General features: G+C 62.0%; 14 protein-coding genes. 10 read left to right on the top strand and 4 right to left on the bottom strand.

Features of this window, described 5'->3' with window-relative positions:
- The first annotated feature begins 4 nt into the window (after positions 1-4).
- The 3 genes from ACQKIK_RS01645 to ACQKIK_RS01635 all read left to right on the top strand — a co-directional run bounded on the left by ACQKIK_RS01645 (position 5) and on the right by ACQKIK_RS01635 (position 2,198).
- Positions 5-424 (top strand): hypothetical protein, encoded by a 420-nt coding sequence (locus ACQKIK_RS01645; protein ID WP_127838883.1) that lies wholly within the window; start codon positions 5-7, stop codon positions 422-424.
- Between the two features lie 120 nt (positions 425-544).
- Positions 545-1,546, top strand: coding sequence for a 2-hydroxyacid dehydrogenase (locus ACQKIK_RS01640; protein ID WP_499134543.1), 1,002 nt, complete (start codon positions 545-547; stop codon positions 1,544-1,546).
- Positions 1,547-1,976: 430 nt separating this feature from the next.
- Positions 1,977-2,198, top strand: a complete 222-nt coding sequence (locus ACQKIK_RS01635) for a hypothetical protein (RefSeq protein ID WP_127838884.1) — start codon at positions 1,977-1,979, stop codon at positions 2,196-2,198.
- On the opposite strand, the gene ACQKIK_RS01630 is transcribed toward ACQKIK_RS01635, so the two are convergent.
- Together ACQKIK_RS01630 and ACQKIK_RS01625 are read right to left on the bottom strand one after the other, a co-directional pair.
- Positions 2,184-3,209, bottom strand: a complete 1,026-nt coding sequence (locus ACQKIK_RS01630) for an AraC family transcriptional regulator (RefSeq protein WP_499134542.1) — start codon at positions 3,207-3,209, stop codon at positions 2,184-2,186. The two genes, ACQKIK_RS01635 and ACQKIK_RS01630, sit on opposite strands and share 15 nt — an antisense overlap.
- A 10-nt stretch (positions 3,210-3,219) precedes the next feature.
- Complete coding sequence (locus tag ACQKIK_RS01625; RefSeq protein WP_499134541.1) at positions 3,220-4,134, bottom strand: GGDEF domain-containing protein; 915 nt, start codon at positions 4,132-4,134, stop codon at positions 3,220-3,222.
- A gap of 540 nt (positions 4,135-4,674) precedes the next feature.
- On the opposite strand from ACQKIK_RS01625, the gene ACQKIK_RS01620 reads away from it, so the two are divergent.
- The 7 genes from ACQKIK_RS01620 to ACQKIK_RS01590 all read left to right on the top strand — a co-directional run bounded on the left by ACQKIK_RS01620 (position 4,675) and on the right by ACQKIK_RS01590 (position 14,414).
- The gene (locus ACQKIK_RS01620; RefSeq protein WP_499134539.1) at positions 4,675-7,155 is read left to right on the top strand and encodes a TonB-dependent receptor; all 2,481 of its coding nucleotides are present in this window, start codon (positions 4,675-4,677) and stop codon (positions 7,153-7,155) included.
- An 86-nt stretch (positions 7,156-7,241) separates the two neighbouring features.
- Complete coding sequence (locus tag ACQKIK_RS01615; protein ID WP_499134538.1) at positions 7,242-9,173, top strand: phytase; 1,932 nt, start codon at positions 7,242-7,244, stop codon at positions 9,171-9,173.
- Positions 9,174-9,267: 94 nt separating this feature from the next.
- Positions 9,268-9,981, top strand: a complete 714-nt coding sequence (gene tolQ / locus ACQKIK_RS01610) for a protein TolQ (RefSeq protein ID WP_499135167.1) — start codon at positions 9,268-9,270, stop codon at positions 9,979-9,981.
- Positions 9,982-9,993: 12 nt separating this feature from the next.
- Entirely contained in the window at positions 9,994-10,455 is a 462-nt protein-coding gene (gene tolR / locus ACQKIK_RS01605; protein ID WP_499134537.1) for a protein TolR, read from the top strand.
- Complete coding sequence (locus tag ACQKIK_RS01600; RefSeq protein WP_499134536.1) at positions 10,452-11,303, top strand: energy transducer TonB; 852 nt, start codon at positions 10,452-10,454, stop codon at positions 11,301-11,303. Before tolR ends, ACQKIK_RS01600 begins: the two co-directional genes overlap by 4 nt.
- Before the next feature lie 34 nt (positions 11,304-11,337).
- A complete protein-coding gene (locus ACQKIK_RS01595) occupies positions 11,338-13,299 on the top strand; it encodes a PhoX family protein (protein ID WP_499134534.1) in 1,962 nt (653 codons plus the stop codon).
- Positions 13,300-13,430: 131 nt separating this feature from the next.
- Positions 13,431-14,414, top strand: a complete 984-nt coding sequence (locus ACQKIK_RS01590) for a lipid A deacylase LpxR family protein (protein ID WP_499134533.1) — start codon at positions 13,431-13,433, stop codon at positions 14,412-14,414.
- A gap of 40 nt (positions 14,415-14,454) precedes the next feature.
- Here ACQKIK_RS01590 and ACQKIK_RS01585 read toward each other — a convergent pair whose 3' ends face one another.
- Both ACQKIK_RS01585 and ACQKIK_RS01580 read right to left on the bottom strand, forming a co-directional pair.
- The gene (locus tag ACQKIK_RS01585) at positions 14,455-14,799 is read right to left on the bottom strand and encodes a YdbL family probable chaperone protein (RefSeq protein WP_046161897.1); all 345 of its coding nucleotides are present in this window, start codon (positions 14,797-14,799) and stop codon (positions 14,455-14,457) included.
- Between the two features lie 8 nt (positions 14,800-14,807).
- Positions 14,808-14,999, bottom strand: coding sequence for a YnbE family lipoprotein (locus ACQKIK_RS01580; RefSeq protein ID WP_045431992.1), 192 nt, complete (start codon positions 14,997-14,999; stop codon positions 14,808-14,810).
- Positions 15,000-15,007: the final 8 nt, after the last annotated feature.

Below are 15,007 nucleotides of genomic sequence, written 5' to 3'. Positions count from 1 at the left end.
GCCCATGAAACGTCGTACGTTGTTGATTTCGTCCGCCGCCACACTGGGTCTGGTGGCAATCGGATCTGGCGCCTGGGTCTACGAGGACCGCCAGGTCTTCATTCCTCAGCTGCTGCAACGGCTGGTGGGAAACTTCCAGATGGATCCTGACGATCAGCGCAAATTCGTCGATGCGATGGCTGACCACTACGGCTCGGAGAAGCTGGCCGCATTGATGGGGCTCTACAAGATCCGCCAGCAAACCGGAGTGGGAACAGCCTACACTGATCTTCGGGTCGACAACTTCGAGCGCCGCTTGTTAACGGATTTCATGGTTTCGACTGATTTTTTGCGGCAGCAGAACAAGACCAATCCCAAGGTTAGCTTTCTTGGCTACCGGTTGCCCTGCAGCAACCCTTACGCCCGGTTCGACGGGCTGGCGTGAGGTCATACGGTATCCGCCTGCCTCGTTGAGCCCGTCGGTCAATGGCCTTTGCAGTGTCATTCGATGGATCAAGTGACAGGCTGGGTGGCCCCCTCAATCCGTCTTTCCGGAGGCCTGTTCATGCGCATCGCCGTCTTCAGTACCAAACCTTACGATCGCACATTTCTCGACCAGGCCAACCAGGCGCACCAGCACCACCTGGTCTATCTGGACGCCCGGCTGACCGCGGAAACCGCGCCGCTAGCGGCGGGTTTCGCTGGCATCTGTGCCTTCGTTAACGACAAGCTCGACCGCGAGGTGCTGCAGCGCTTGCATTCCAGCGGTACGGAGCTCATCGCCCTGCGGTCGGCCGGTTTCAATAACGTCGACCTCGCCGAGGCGGAGCGGCTGGGCATGACGGTGGCGCGAGTGCCGGCATATTCGCCCCACGCGGTGGCAGAGCATGCAGTGGCACTGGTGCTCGGGCTCAACAGGATGACCCATCGCGCCTATAACCGCGTGCGTGAAGGAAATTTCTCCCTCGATGGCCTGCTCGGTTTCGACCTGTACGGTAAGACGGTGGGCGTGATTGGGACCGGCAAGATCGGCCTTATCTTCGCTGACATCATGCACGGTTTCGGTTGTAGGGTGCTGGCCAGCGATCCCTTTCCCAGCGCCGATGCGAAGGAATTTGTCAGCTATGTGCCGCTAGAAAAACTGTTGGGCGAAGCGGACATCATTTCGCTGCACTGCCCGCTGACCCCGGAAACCAACCACCTGATCGATGCCGACGCGATTGCTCAGATGAAACCGGGCGTAATGTTGGTCAACACCGGCCGAGGCCGTGTAGTCGATACGCGCGCAGTCATCGAGGGCCTCAAGAGCGGAAGGATCGGTCGGCTGGGGCTGGATGTTTACGAGGAGGAAGAAAACCTCTTCTTCCAGGACCTTTCACAGCAGGTCATCAGTGACGATTTGTTCATGCGCCTGACGACCTTTCCCAACGTGTTGATAACTGGGCATCAGGCATTTTTCACTGCGGAAGCGCTGACTAATATCGCCGAGACTACGCTGGCGAATATCAGCGCCTTCGAGCAGGGTAGCGGTGCCCTGCATCGGGTGACCGCCGACAAGCTGGTGTAGCCATCACGGTTCGCTTTGGCGCCTGGATTGCCAGGCGGAGCCCTGGCCGGATCAGCGTGGGCTCTGCTCGCTGATTAGCATCCCGCATGCCACCTGATAAACCTGATTCCCACGTCTGATCGTCAGTGGCGCTCGTTCAGCAATCACCGCGCCGCTGTCGAGCATCCGTTCGATGTGGGTACGCAGTTGATGGTATTGCCTGGTGTATTCCCGATGCATCTAAGTCAGCCCTCTCAGCCATCTCGAGTTATTAGGCGTAGCGACCCAGTTACGACTCGCTAGAAGTCGATTTGTCCCTCCGTTCGTCGGAGAGTGGACGGGCAAAGCCTGGCTGCGACAGCTTAATGCAGCGATGGTATTCGCCCATTATCGCCGGTAGTATCAAAAGGCTATCGCTGCCGCGACGCTTTACTAAGGGTGAGCTAGACGCATGAACGAACAAGCCATACCGGTGCTAATCACATTTCTCGCCGTTGCCGGTATCGCCGCGCTGTTGCTGCGTCGAGCGTTGACCCTCTCGAGTCTTCAGCGCAACGCGAAGGAAGCACAACCAACCCAAGCGAAGGTTACTCGTCTCAACTCCGAGCCGACCAATAGTCCCATCGACAGGCACGGCGCGGCGATACGCCCGACCGGGTCAGCTCTGGAATAGCTGGCGCAGGCTACTGGGCGCTAGCCCGGTCCAGCGTTTGAACGAACGGCGGAAATTGGTGGTGTCGTTGAAGCGCAGGTAGCTCGCCACTTCATCATTGCTGTAGCCCTTCATTTGGTACAGGTACAGCGCTACATGCTTGCGTACCTGATCCAGCTGTTCCTGAAAGCCGGTGCCATGCTTGTGCAGTTTGCGCTTGAGCGAGGCGGGACTCATCTCGAAGGACTGGGCTACACGCTCCAGATTCAGCGGCTCTCGGATGTTCGCGTAGAGATGGTCGTACAGCTGATCGATAAAGCTGCCAGGCCAGCCAAGGCTCTCCAGCTGCGCGCAACTCGCCTGCTGCGCGACCTGCCCGGCGGTCGCCGAGGCGCCTGGCCAAGGCTTGTGCAGATATTCCAGCGGCAGGCTCATCATGGTCATCTGACTGGCGAAGGTCAGCTGCTCGCTCAGGTGCACCCAGTACTGCTCGACATGCCGCGGCTGCGGGTAGGCGAGGTGGAAGCGCCAAGGGAGGCGCTCGCCGGATAGCCGTCTGCTCATCGCCACCACGGCGGTCAGGCTGGCTTCGGTGAGGAACCGCTGCTGGTTACCGATACCACAGTTGTCGGTCCAGTACAGGTATGCCCTCCGCTCGTCGAGGAACAGCCGGGGCGTCAGTAGCGGACTGAGCAGGGCGCGGAATTGCTGCAGCTGTTCCAGCGCCTGTTGCAAGGTGCAGGCATGGGTCAGCGCGTGGCTGACCTCGCCGTAGTGGCCGGGTAACAGGCGCTGGCCGAACAGAAAGCTGCTGTCGTCAGCCTCAAGCAAGCGCTGCGCGTTTCCGATCAGCGTCAGGAACTGCAGGGGACTGATCCGCGCCAGGCCACCAATGACGTCTTCATAGAACAGCCCACTACCACGCAGTAGCTGGTGGTTGTCGATCCCGCGTGACAGCGCCAGATCGATCAGCACGGCCGGCTGGTGATGAGCGGCGATGAAACGAGTATCGCAATCGTAACCAGGGGGCATGGCCACTTCCTCAGGCGCAGCGCGGCAGCTGCTGCTTGGTTTTGGCCAGGTTCAAATTCAGGCGCTTGAGCAGCTGTTCAGCATCCTCGTCGAACGCCATCACGGTCCCTGTGCTTGCACGGAGGTGTACCCGTTCGCCGTGCTGTGCTGTTTTGTGCGCCAGGCTGGCCACGGCCTGTTGCAGTTCATCTGCGATCATTCGGGCCTGGGTCTCACCCGTGTTTGGCAACACCGCCACGAATCGATCCCCGGCCAAGCGGCAGAGTAGATCCTGACGGCGCAGATTGAGCAGCAGCAGCTGCGCCATGGCCTGCAAAACCGCATCCCCCTCTGCCTGGCCGTAGTGCTGATTGATTGTGTTGAAATCGTCCAGATCCACGACCACCAGTGACAGTGGCTGCTGTTCCGCCTGGGCGTGACCGAGCGCCAGCTGCACCTGCTGGCGCAAGTATTCCGCGGCGCCCAATGGGGTCAGCTTGTCGAACAGGCGGTGCTCGCGGAATCCTTTCTCACGCTTGCTCATCTGCTGGCTGATGGCACGCTGTTCTTGGTTGAGGTGATAGATGCCCAGCGTCAACAGCAGCAGGCCGATGGGCATCGGCGCGGTCTCCAGCCAATTGTCCCAGACGGCCAGCTCCGGCAGCTGGATGAACTCGTCCAGCGTGTCCATCCACCAGGAAAAGAACACGCAGCAAAGCCCCAGCGCGAGTAGCCGCGTTACCCGACCCGCTGGGCGGCTGTGCAACAGCATGATCAGCCAGGCGAGGGACAGCACGGCCGAGCCGCCTTCGCCGGCGACGTCCATCCAGTTGATCTCCGCCCAGGTTTTGATCTGGCCGGTCGCGAGATAGATCTGCAGACCGGCGTTAGCCGCGAAAGCGAGGCCGAGCAGGGTGAGGGTGTGGAGCTTGATCAGGGATTTCATCGGGTCTCCGTGGCGAGCCGCGCCAGTGCGTGAGGGCACGGAAACAGATGGATGTGACGGTTGGATGAATGGGGTGGGGGTTGAATTGGCTCAATGGTTTTTTTTGATTGGTTTGAAGGCAGCGCTGCATTGGTATTGGCGCTAGGTCTGTTTACGAGTTGTTTGGGGGCTTGGTTTCGCCCAACAGGTCGAAACCAGCGTTCCGAATCATGCCGAAACGTGCAGCGGCACGAACCGCGCTCCCACCAATGCTTCACCGCCGATCAGCAGAACAGGTCATATCAGCGGCGTAGGGTGGGCTTCAGCCCACCGTGACGGAGTCGCGATGTGCTTGTGGTGGGCTAAAGCCCACCCTACGGGTTGAGCGTTGCGTCCGAGCCGGAGGCGGGTCATATCGGCTCACCTCATACCCCAAGCCACCCCAATAACCCCTCTCTGGCGCCCCAGCAAAAACCCCTGTCACAGAACCGCCATATCCCGACCCTACCGTCCGCTCCAGTTCCGGGATGGACCCGGTAAACAGCGTTCGGGGGATTGTTCATGAGCACATACCGCAGCGGCATCCGTCATGCAGGGTTCCGCATCAGCCTGCTAGCCCTGGCCGTCAGCGCCGGTTCGGCCTGGGCAGAGGAGCCGCTTGTCATGGAGCACGTCGAGGTGATCGGCCAGGCCGTCAGCATCGACGAAGCATTGAGGGAACAGCGCAGCTCCGACAGCGTGAAAAGCGTCGTTCATGCCGATGGAATCGGCCAGCTGCCCGATGACAACGCCGCCGAAGCCTTGCAGCGAATCCCTGGCCTGTCGGTCGAGCGCGACCAGGGCGAAGGCCGCTTCGTCAGCGTGCGCGGCATCGCGCCGGACCTGAACAGCGTCACCATCAACGGCACCCTGGTGCCCTCGCCGGAAAGCGGCCGCCGCGCCGTGGCGCTGGATGTGCTGCCTTCGGAACTGGTGCAGTCGCTTTCAGTGGTCAAGACCCTCACGCCGGACATGGACGCCAACTCCCTGGGCGGCACCATCGAGGTGGAGAGCCTGTCGGCGTTCGACCACGACGGCCTGTTCTACAGCCTCAGTACCGAAGCCAGCTACGACGAGAACGTCGGCGAGACCAGCCCCAAATTTTCCGGTGCCATCAGTAACCGCTTCAGCCTGGGCGGTGGCGTCGACAACTTCGGCGTGGCCGCGGCGCTGAGTTGGCAGGATCGCGACTTCGGCTCGGATAACGTGGAAACCGGCGGCGCATGGGATTTCGAAGACGGCGCCCGGCTGGAAGAGTTCGAGCAGCGCGACTACGAGATCACCCGCGAGCGCACCGGCTTTGGTCTGAACTTCGATTACCAGCCGGACGACTTCAGCAGCTATTACCTGCGCACGCTGTACAGCCGCTTCAAGGACACCGAGACCCGCAACGCAGCCGGGGTCGAGTTCGAAGATGCGCAACGGGCCGGCGAGCTGGGCGATGCCGAGGGCTGGCGTGAGCTGAAATCCCGCGAGGAAACCCAGACCATTCAGTCCTATGTGTTCGGCGGCGACCGCATGATGGGCCTCTGGACCCTCAGTGGTCAGGTCGGCTACAGCGAGGCCCGCGAGCGCAACCCGGGCGGCATTTCCAGCGCGACGTTCGAGGGTGACTTCGCTGACGTCGGTTTCTCCAGCACCAGCAAACCGCGCCTGACCGTCGACCCGTCTTTCTACGATCCTGCGAGCTTCGAACTCGACGAGGTGGAGTGGGAGAAGACTGATGCGCGCGACAAAGAGAAAAACATCCGTCTGGATCTGGCCCGTGATTACGACATCCAGGGCTATGCCTCTCAGCTCAAGTTCGGTGGCAAGCTCAGCCGGCGCGACAAGACCAACGACGCCGAGATCTGGGCCTACGACGATTTTGACGACCTGACCTTGGCCGACTTCCAGAGCGGCAAGGTCGACTACGCGCTGGACGGCTTCGGTTCGGGCATCAGCGCCGGCGGCCTGGAGGGCCTGATTGGCGGCCTCGATGCGAGCGAGTTCTACGATCAAGAGGAGTCGCGCATCGGCGACTTCGACATGAGCGAAGACATCAACGCGGCGTATTTCATGAACACCCTGGACTTGTACAAGTGGCGCATCATCGCCGGCCTGCGCTATGAGGGCACCGAGTTCAGCGCCAAGGGCACCGGCCTGCGCGACGGTGAGTTCGAAGCCGTATCCAGCGACAACCGTTATGAACATTGGCTGCCGGGCTTGCATGCGCGCTATGAGCTGACGCCCGATACCTTCGTTCGGGCGGCCTGGACCAATACCGTGGTGCGCCCGACGTTCGAGCAGCTGGCGCCTGGCTTCGTCATCGATGGCGAAGATGCGGAGTTTGGCAACCCTGACCTCAAGCCACTGGAGTCGATGAACTACGACCTCGGCATCGAGCACTACATGGGCCGCGCGGGCGCTGTGTCGGCCTATCTGTTTTACAAGGACATCGACAACTTCATCTACAACACCGATCTGGCCGGCACGGGCCAATGGACTGGATTCGACGAAGCGCTGAGCTTCGAGAACGGCAGCAGCGCCAAACTCTATGGTGTCGAGTTGGCCTATTCGCAGAAGCTGAACTGGCTACCGGCACCTTGGAATGGCGTGCTGCTGGGCGCCAACGCCACCTTCAGCAAATCCGATGCAGAGATCGAAGGGCAGGGCAGCAGTCGCAGCATCGACCTGCCAAACCACTCCAATAGCGTCGGCAACCTCATGGTCGGTTGGGAGAATGACGTGTTCAACATGCGTCTGGCGGCCAACTACAAATCCGAGTACCTGGCCGAAGTGGCCGGTATCGACGATGAAGCCCACGATCTCTACGCAGACGATCAGCTGTTCGTGGACTTCAAGGCAGGCTACTTCATCACGCCGAACCTGCAGGTGACGCTCGAGGCGTTGAACCTCACGGACGAGTCCTACTTCGTCTACACCGGGCGCAGCAACTTCAACGCCCAGTACGAGGAATACGGCCCGACCTACAAGCTTGGCCTGACCCTGACGCACTTCTGACCAACTTCGACTTATTCGCCGCCCCGCCTCTGCTCTGTTCCCCTTTTCGGAATGGTGGCGGTCAGCGGCTGCTGATTGGAAAAACCATGTACATGACTTTGCATAAACCCATGCTGCTGAGCCTCTGCATTGCGCTTGCGGCCTGTCAGTCCGGAGCGGGCGTCGACTCCGGCAAGCAGCCGGCGCCGACCCTGAGCATCGTGGATGCCGCACCGCTGGAAGCCGTGAGCGCTCAGCTGATCGCCAATACAGATTTCTGGCCAAATGCGTCGCGACTGGTCGTTCGACCGGATTCGCGCGGGCTGCAGATACTCGACGCCAAGGGCGCAGTGATCAGCGATTTCAAAGGCCGCTTTGAAGGCCTGGATCATCGCGTAGGCAGGCAGGGCATGCTGATCGCCACCCTCGACCGCAAGCGACAGCAGGCCGTGTTGCTAGGGCTTGACCGCGAGCATCGCTGGAGCCAGCCGCTGTACATCCCGCGAACGGATTTCGCCATCGAGGGGCTGTGCTTGTTCCGCGACGCGGCGCGCAACAGCTTCCTGTTTTTGGTCGGTGAAGAGGGTATCGGCGAGCAGTGGCTGGTCGCCGCCGACATGCGCCCACTTGCGACGCCGCAGCGCGTACGCGGCCTGAGCCTGCCGCCGGAAAGCGGCTACTGCCAGGTGGATGATCAAACCGGCGAGCTGATCGTCAACGAAGAAGGCGTGGGCCTTTGGCGTTACGCGGCAGATGCGGAAGCACCACTCGTACGCCAACCCGTAGACATCGTCCAGCCGTTCGGTGGTATCGCCGAAGCAACTGCCGGCATGGCATTGGTGCCCGGCGGATTGCTGGCGCTGGACCCGGAAGCTGGCGCGCTGCACCTCTATAGGCGAGACGCCGACAGCTGGCGTAGCCATTCGGTAATACCGCTCGAAGGCTTCGACGAGCCTGAGCAGATCAGCGCCCGATTGACCGAGCGAGGCCTCGAGCTGCTGCTGACCGATGAGCGTGGTGCCCACGCGGCCCGTCTGGATTGGCAGCCTCCAACGCCCACCGCGACGCCTGTCATTCCGATGCTGCCGGCTCAGGCTCAGACCGATCCGGTGCCGCACCTGGGCGATGCTGCCGACGACCCTGCGATCTGGGTCAACGCAAGCGACCGCGCCAGAAGCCGTGTGCTGGGCACCGACAAGAAGGGCGGGCTCGGCGTGTACGACCTGACCGGCAAGCAGCTCCAGTACCTGCCCGTCGGGCGGTTGAACAACGTGGACGTGCGCACTGGCTTTGTTCTCGGCGGCAAGCAGGTTGACCTCGCCGTGGCCAGCAATCGGGATCACAACAGCCTGCACCTGTTCGCCATCGATCCAACGAGCGGGCAGTTGAGCGACATCGGCCAGATCGCCACGCCGATCTCCGAAATCTATGGCCTGTGCATGTTCAAGGATCGCCGGGGCGCTATCCATGCGATCGCCAACGACAAGGACGGCACCTTTCTGCAGTACCGCCTGGATGGTTCCAGCGGCTCGCCGCGTGGTGAGCTGGTGCGGCAGTTCAAGGTCGCCAGTCAACCCGAGGGATGCGTGGCCGATGACCGCACCCAGCGGCTCTTCGTCGGTGAGGAGGACGAGGCGGTCTGGACACTGGATGCCCGTGGCGATGCCCCGGCGAAGCTGGAAAAGGTCATCGGTGTCGGCGGCGCGTTGCATGACGACGTCGAGGGGCTGGCGCTCTACCAGGGTGCGAAGGCCGATTACCTGGTCATCTCGAGCCAGGGTAACGACAGCTATCTGGTACTGGATGCCGCCGCGCCTTACGCCGTTCGCGGCGCATTCCGCGTTGGTTTGAATGCCGAGCGCGGCATCGATGGCGCATCGGAGACCGATGGGCTGGAGGTCACTTCGGCCAACCTCGGCGGTATCTGGAGCCGCGGCATGCTGGTGGTGCAGGACGGCCGCAAACGCATGCCCGAAGGCGCTCAGAACTACAAATACCTGCCGTGGGCAGCGGTTGCTGACGCGCTAGGGCTGGACTGAGCCCGGTCGGCATAACCCCCTCTGGTAACGCCCGCAATCGAAGCGTTGCCCGAAGCGATCCAACGAGTGCCGTCCCACGGGGCGGCCGGAGGAAATACAGATGCAAAGTGAACATATGTCGGTCTGGGGCCTGGTCAGCGAGGCCAGCCTGGTGGTGCAACTGGTGATGGTGATTCTGGTGCTGGCCTCGATTGCCAGTTGGTACCTCATCATCCAGCGGGGCGCGGCCTTGCGCCGCAGCGAACGCCTTTTGAAAACCTTCCTGCAGCGCTTTCGTAGCGGCGCGGAACTGACGCAGCTGTATCGCGAGGGCAGTGATCAGCCGCTGCCCCGGGAGGCGGCCCTGCAGCACATCTTTCTCGCCGGTTATCAGGAATTCAGCCAGCTCCAGCGCCAGCCGGGCATTGCGCCGGATGCGGTGATCGAGGGGGTGGAGCGCAGCCTCTATGTCGCCATTTCCGAGCAGGAAGAGCGTTTGGAAGGCGGTTTGCAGTTCCTCGCCACGGTCGGTTCGGTCAGCCCCTATATCGGGCTGTTCGGTACGGTGTGGGGGATCATGAATTCCTTCCTTGGTCTGTCCATGGTGCAGCAGGCGACTCTCTCCACCGTTGCTCCGGGCATTGCGGAAGCGCTGATCGCCACGGCCATCGGCCTGTTTGCGGCTATCCCCGCGGTGATGGCCTACAACCGCTTTTCCGCCCGCGGCCAGACCCTGAGCGGGCGTTATTACAGCTTCGCCAACGAGCTGCAGGCGCGCCTGCATCGTCGCCTGCATGCCGGCTCGCCCAGCGTCGCCGCTGCTGCCTGAAGGAGCTTCGCCATGCCGGTCAAACCGCAGCGTAAACACGGCCCCAAAGCCGAAATGAATGTGGTGCCCTACATCGATGTGATGCTGGTGCTGCTGGTGATCTTCATGGTGACCGCGCCGATGCTGGTGCAGGGCGTGAAGATCGAATTGCCCAAGGTCGCCGCCGAGGCGCTGCCCACGGAGAATGAGCGGCAGATCCTGACCCTCTCGGTGAAGGCCGACGGCGGCTTCTACTGGCACCTGGGCACCGAGCTGAATGCCGAGGACCAGACGGACAGCGCCATCGACCTCGGGGAAATGCGCGAGAAGGTCGCCGCGATCATCGCCGAGCGCGGCGATACCCAGGTCTACGTACGCGCTGATGATGCTGCGGACTATGGCCGCGTGGTGGCCGGGATCGCCGAGCTGCAGCGCGGCGGGGTGGTGAACCTCGGTCTGATTACCGAGGCGCCACCTGGGCAGCCTACGCCATGAGCAGCCTGACCATGACGCTACCAACGAGCTTCCCGGTAGCGCGTCCGCAGTGGCGCAGCCATGCCGGTGCTGCGGCGGTCACCCTGGCGCTGCACGCTGGCGTGTTCGGTCTGTTGCTGCATGGCTGGACGCCCGAGCTGAGTGCTCCGAGCCAGACTCAAGTGCTCAAGACCCAACTGATCAGCCTGCCGACTCCCAAGCCGGCGGCGGAGGCTGTGATTGAGCCCGAGCCGACACCCGTCCCGGAGCCGCTGGTGGAGACGGTCATCGAGGAACCGCAGGTCGATCCGCAGATCGAACAGCAGCGCCTGGAACAGGCCGATCTGGCCTACAAGCGCGCCGAGCAGGAGCGACAGGCAGAGGAGGCGCGCGTCAAAGAGCAGCAACGAGCCAAGCAGCAGCGCAAAGAGCAGCTGGAGCGCGAACGGCAGGAACGCATCGAAGTCGAGCGGCAGCAGCGCGAAGCCCAGCGCCGCGAGCAGCTGGCTCGTGAGGAACAACAGCGCCAACAGGCGGCACGTGCCGAAGCGGCGGCCGCTGCAGAACGCGCGCGCCAAGCCGAAGCCGCAGCGGCTGCCAGTCGGCAGTACCTGCCCATCGCCAAGGATGCACCTGACTACCCAACGCGTGCGCTGGACAAGGGCATCGAGGGCACCTGCACCGTCAGTTATTCGGTCAACCCACAGGGGCGGATCGAAAACCCGAAAGCGCTGGAAGACTGCCACCCGCTGTTTATCCGACCGTCACTTACGGCTGCTAAAAGTTTTCGCTACCAACCTCGGATCATCGACGGACGCGCCGTGACCGTTCCCGAGGTCAAAAACACCTTTCATTACCGCATTCAGTGATGCGGACCAGACCCATTTGCTTAACGAGTTAATGATGAAACAGGATTTCCAAAGCTTTCACGCCAACCTTTCCGCGCTCGATGATCAGGCGATCAACCCGAGCGTTAACGTCTCGTTGGAGCAGCTCGTCGATCACAGCCGACGCAACCTGCTCAAGGGCGGGATGGGCCTTGCCGCACTGGGCTTTCTTGGCGGCAGTCTGGGCGCCTGTCGTAGCGCCGTACAGTCTGAGTCGCTGATCGGCTTCAAGGGCATCCCCACGCAGCTAGACCCAGCGTTCGACAGCGTGCAGGTTGCACCGGGCTACAGCGCGCGGACGTTCTTTTCCTGGGGTGATGCCGTCATGGCGGACGCTCCGGAGTGGAATCCGGACGCCACCGATGATTGGCAGGCCCAGCTCAAGCAGGCGGGCGACAACCATGACGGCATGCATTTCTTTCCCTTCCCGGAAAATCCGGACAGCCACGGCCTGCTGGTGATGAACCACGAGTACGTCAACCCGCCGCTGCATCCTAACGGCATGACGTTTACCGACGGCAAGCGCCCGCTGGATGAGGTGCGCAAAGAGCAGGCAGCTCATGGCGTCAGCGTCATCGAAGTGAAAAAGGATGCACAGGGCCAATGGCAACGGGTCATGCCGTCGCGCTACAACCGGCGCATCTCGGGCATGACGCCGATGGCGGTGGGCGGCCCGCTGGCCGGCAACGACGCGCTGAAGACCGCTTCCGACCCCAGCGGCCGCGAAATCATCGGCACGCTGAACAACTGTTCCAGCGGCTTCACGCCCTGGGGCACCTATCTGGTGTGCGAGGAGAACTGGCACAACTACTTCGTCAACCATGACGCCGAAGATATGGCCAAGCGCGTGTCGCACAAGCGCTATGGCATCGAAGGCAAAGGCCTGAGCAAACTCTACGGCTGGGAAACCGCCGACGCCCGCTTCAACGCCACACCGGACCCGACGCAACCTCACGGTGGCCACGTACATGAGCCGAACCGTTTCGGCTGGGTGGTCGAGGTCGATCCCTTCGACCCAGCGAGCAAGCCGGTCAAGCGCACCGCGTTCGGTCGCTACTGCCGCGAGTGTTCCGTTCTTTCGCTGGGTGACGACGGCCGCATGGCCTTCTATTCCGGCGACGACACCAAGGGCGAATACGTCTACAAATTCGTTCCAAGCGGCCGTTATGTAGCGGGTGATGATCAGGCCAACCGGCGACTACTGGACGATGGCACGTTATACGTGGCGCGGTTCAACGCCGATGGCAGCGGCGAGTGGCTGGCGCTGGTCCACGGACAGAGCGGCCTGACCGCCGAGAACGGTTTCGCCGACCAGGCTGAAGTGTTGCTCAACGCCCGCGCCGCTGGCGACCATGTGGGCGCGACGCCCATGGACCGGCCAGAGTGGGTGGCCGTGCACCCGCGCAGTCGCGAGGTCTATGTAACCCTGACCAACAACGACAACCGCGGCATCAAGTGGCCCACCGACAAGGCCAATCCGCGTCCCGTGAACCTGCACGGCCAAATTCTGCGCTGGAGCGAAGCGGGCGCCGACCCCACCGCGACCGCCTTCACTTGGGAAGTCCTCCTGCTGGCTGGCGAGCAGCCCGGCGCCAAGCATGCAGAGGGTGAGCCAGTACCGGCCAACCTCACCGGCACCATCAACGGGGATATCTTTTCCTCGCCCGATGGGCTGGCCTTCGATAACGCTGGCCGGCTGTGGATTGAGACCGACTACGGCGACGACGAGCCCGCGATGCAGGCCATGGGCACCAATCAGCTGCTCTGTGCTGACCCGCGCACCCGCGAGGTGCGGCGCTTTCTGGTCGGCCCTCGTGGCTGCGAGATCACTGGCATCACCTGGAGCCCGGACTACCGCGCCATGTGGATCAACGTGCAGCACCCCGAGCTGAGCTTCCCGGCCAGCGATGGCAAGACGCGTCCCCGGGCCTCGACAGTGCTTATTACCAAGGATGATGGCGGCATCATCGGGACCTGATGGCTGTTAGCGATGGGCAGGCCTGCCGGCGCACTCATGTTCGTGCGCCGCAGTCACGCTGAACGTTGCACCGCAACCCGGCTCTAACATCCTGATACATACTTCTCTGCATGTAACCAAGGAGTCGGGCTATGGCCATTTCGCAGCTGCGCACTCGCGTGTCCCTCGCCGTCGTCATTTCCTGTACACCGCTGGTGAGCCAGGCGGACCTCTACTCGCTGAAAATCGAAAACGATGTGTTTGCTTCTGACGATGGGCACTACACCAACGGTTTCGAATTGATGCGTTCGTTCGAGCCTGGCGCCGATCACTGGTCGCGGCGTTTCGCCGAGGCGATGCCGGGCTGGAGTGCCGATCAGGTTGATAACGTCGCCTATCGGCTGGGACATCAGCTTTACACGCCGGACGATATAACTCGAGCTCAGCTGATCGAGGACGACCGTCCCTACGCCGCGCTGTTGTTTGCTGGCATGTCGATTTTCTCGAATGATCAGCATGAAGGTTGGCGCGGCACCAGCGGTCTGCATCTGGATGTCGGGATCGTCGGCCCGGCAGCTGGGGGTAAAAAGATTCAGCGCCGGGTCCACGAAATCACCAACAGTGACGAGCCGCGCGGCTGGGACAACCAATTGCGCAACGAACCCTTCGTCAACCTTGCGTACCACTACCGCTGGTGGGGTCAGCAGCGCCTTGGCGGTCTGGAGTTCGAGTACGGTCCGAGCGCCGGCTTTGCGCTAGGCAATCTCTACACCTATGGCTCTGCGGGGTTCGGGTTGCGCATCGGGCAGCGACTAGAGCGCAGTTTCAGCATTCCGGCAGTGGCGCCGGCACAGAGCGGCAGCATGTTCTTCGATCAGGGCGGCGGCTTCGCCTGGAGTCTTTTCGCCGATGTCGAAGGGCGCTATATGGCGCAGAACATGCTGCTTGAGGGTAACACCTGGAAAAGCAGTCACTCAGTGGACCCGAACGAGTGGGTGGGCGATGCAAAGGCCGGTATCGCGCTCACCTGGAATAGCTGGCAGCTGGCCTTTGCCAGGGTCTGGCGAACACGTGAATTCAATGGCCAGGCCAATCATGACCAGTTCGGTTCGCTGACGGTCTCGACTTGGTTTTGAGGATCAAGCGGGGAGCGAGTGCCCCCCGCGAATGCTTCACTTACTTCTTAACCCAGCTGCCGTTTAGCAGGATGATCTGGCCGGGCGGGGTTTTTTCGATGGCCTTCTTACCGGCAATGGCTTCCACGTCTGCGACGCCGATGCCGTTCTTCTGCGCCAAGCGATAGTACTCGGCGCGTCGGGCCTGGTTGATCTGACTGGCGATTTCTTCGGCTTGCCCGCCGCTCTGCACGATGCCGAGATAGCCGTCGGGTTTCTCGCCGAGCTGACCGCTGGCCTTGGCCTGGCCGAGCGCGGACATGGCCTCGTTGAGCGACATGGCAGCAGCCGGCAGCGCAAGGCACAGCGCCACAAGCAGGGTTCCGAGTTTCAGATAGGTCTTCATAAGGCTCCTCAGAACAGACCGCTGTCTTCGTTGATGATCGAATCGAGTTGCTTGTCGACCTTGATGTAGATCTCGTGCTCGATTTTTACGTTGAGGTTGATGTTGATCGGCTCGTTGGGCACGGCCAGCTCAACGCGTGGGGTACAGGCAGTGGCCAGCAGGGCCAGCGCCAGAATGCTGATGGGATGGCACAACCGCATGACGGTGT

Source organism: Pseudomonas sp. NPDC047961 (assembly GCF_050272435.1).
In the GTDB taxonomy this organism is placed as follows: Bacteria; Pseudomonadota; Gammaproteobacteria; order Pseudomonadales; family Pseudomonadaceae; genus Stutzerimonas.
The sequence above is the reverse complement of the archived record's forward strand: the minus strand, read 5'-3'. Positions and strand labels throughout refer to the sequence as shown.

Excerpts from the sequence above, each read along its gene's own strand:
- ACQKIK_RS01645 (WP_127838883.1), top strand. The coding sequence starts at position 5 with ATGAAACGTCGTACGTTGTTGATTTCGTCCGCCGCCACACTGGGTCTG.
- ACQKIK_RS01640 (WP_499134543.1), top strand. The coding sequence starts at position 545 with ATGCGCATCGCCGTCTTCAGTACCAAACCTTACGATCGCACATTTCTC.
- ACQKIK_RS01635 (WP_127838884.1), top strand. The coding sequence starts at position 1,977 with ATGAACGAACAAGCCATACCGGTGCTAATCACATTTCTCGCCGTTGCC.
- ACQKIK_RS01630 (WP_499134542.1), bottom strand. The coding sequence starts at position 3,209 with ATGCCCCCTGGTTACGATTGCGATACTCGTTTCATCGCCGCTCATCAC.
- ACQKIK_RS01625 (WP_499134541.1), bottom strand. The coding sequence starts at position 4,134 with ATGAAATCCCTGATCAAGCTCCACACCCTCACCCTGCTCGGCCTCGCT.
- ACQKIK_RS01620 (WP_499134539.1), top strand. The coding sequence starts at position 4,675 with ATGAGCACATACCGCAGCGGCATCCGTCATGCAGGGTTCCGCATCAGC.
- ACQKIK_RS01615 (WP_499134538.1), top strand. The coding sequence starts at position 7,242 with ATGTACATGACTTTGCATAAACCCATGCTGCTGAGCCTCTGCATTGCG.
- tolR (WP_499134537.1), top strand. The coding sequence starts at position 9,994 with ATGCCGGTCAAACCGCAGCGTAAACACGGCCCCAAAGCCGAAATGAAT.
- ACQKIK_RS01600 (WP_499134536.1), top strand. The coding sequence starts at position 10,452 with ATGAGCAGCCTGACCATGACGCTACCAACGAGCTTCCCGGTAGCGCGT.
- ACQKIK_RS01595 (WP_499134534.1), top strand. The coding sequence starts at position 11,338 with ATGAAACAGGATTTCCAAAGCTTTCACGCCAACCTTTCCGCGCTCGAT.
- ACQKIK_RS01590 (WP_499134533.1), top strand. The coding sequence starts at position 13,431 with ATGGCCATTTCGCAGCTGCGCACTCGCGTGTCCCTCGCCGTCGTCATT.
- ACQKIK_RS01585 (WP_046161897.1), bottom strand. The coding sequence starts at position 14,799 with ATGAAGACCTATCTGAAACTCGGAACCCTGCTTGTGGCGCTGTGCCTT.
- ACQKIK_RS01580 (WP_045431992.1), bottom strand. The coding sequence starts at position 14,999 with ATGCGGTTGTGCCATCCCATCAGCATTCTGGCGCTGGCCCTGCTGGCC.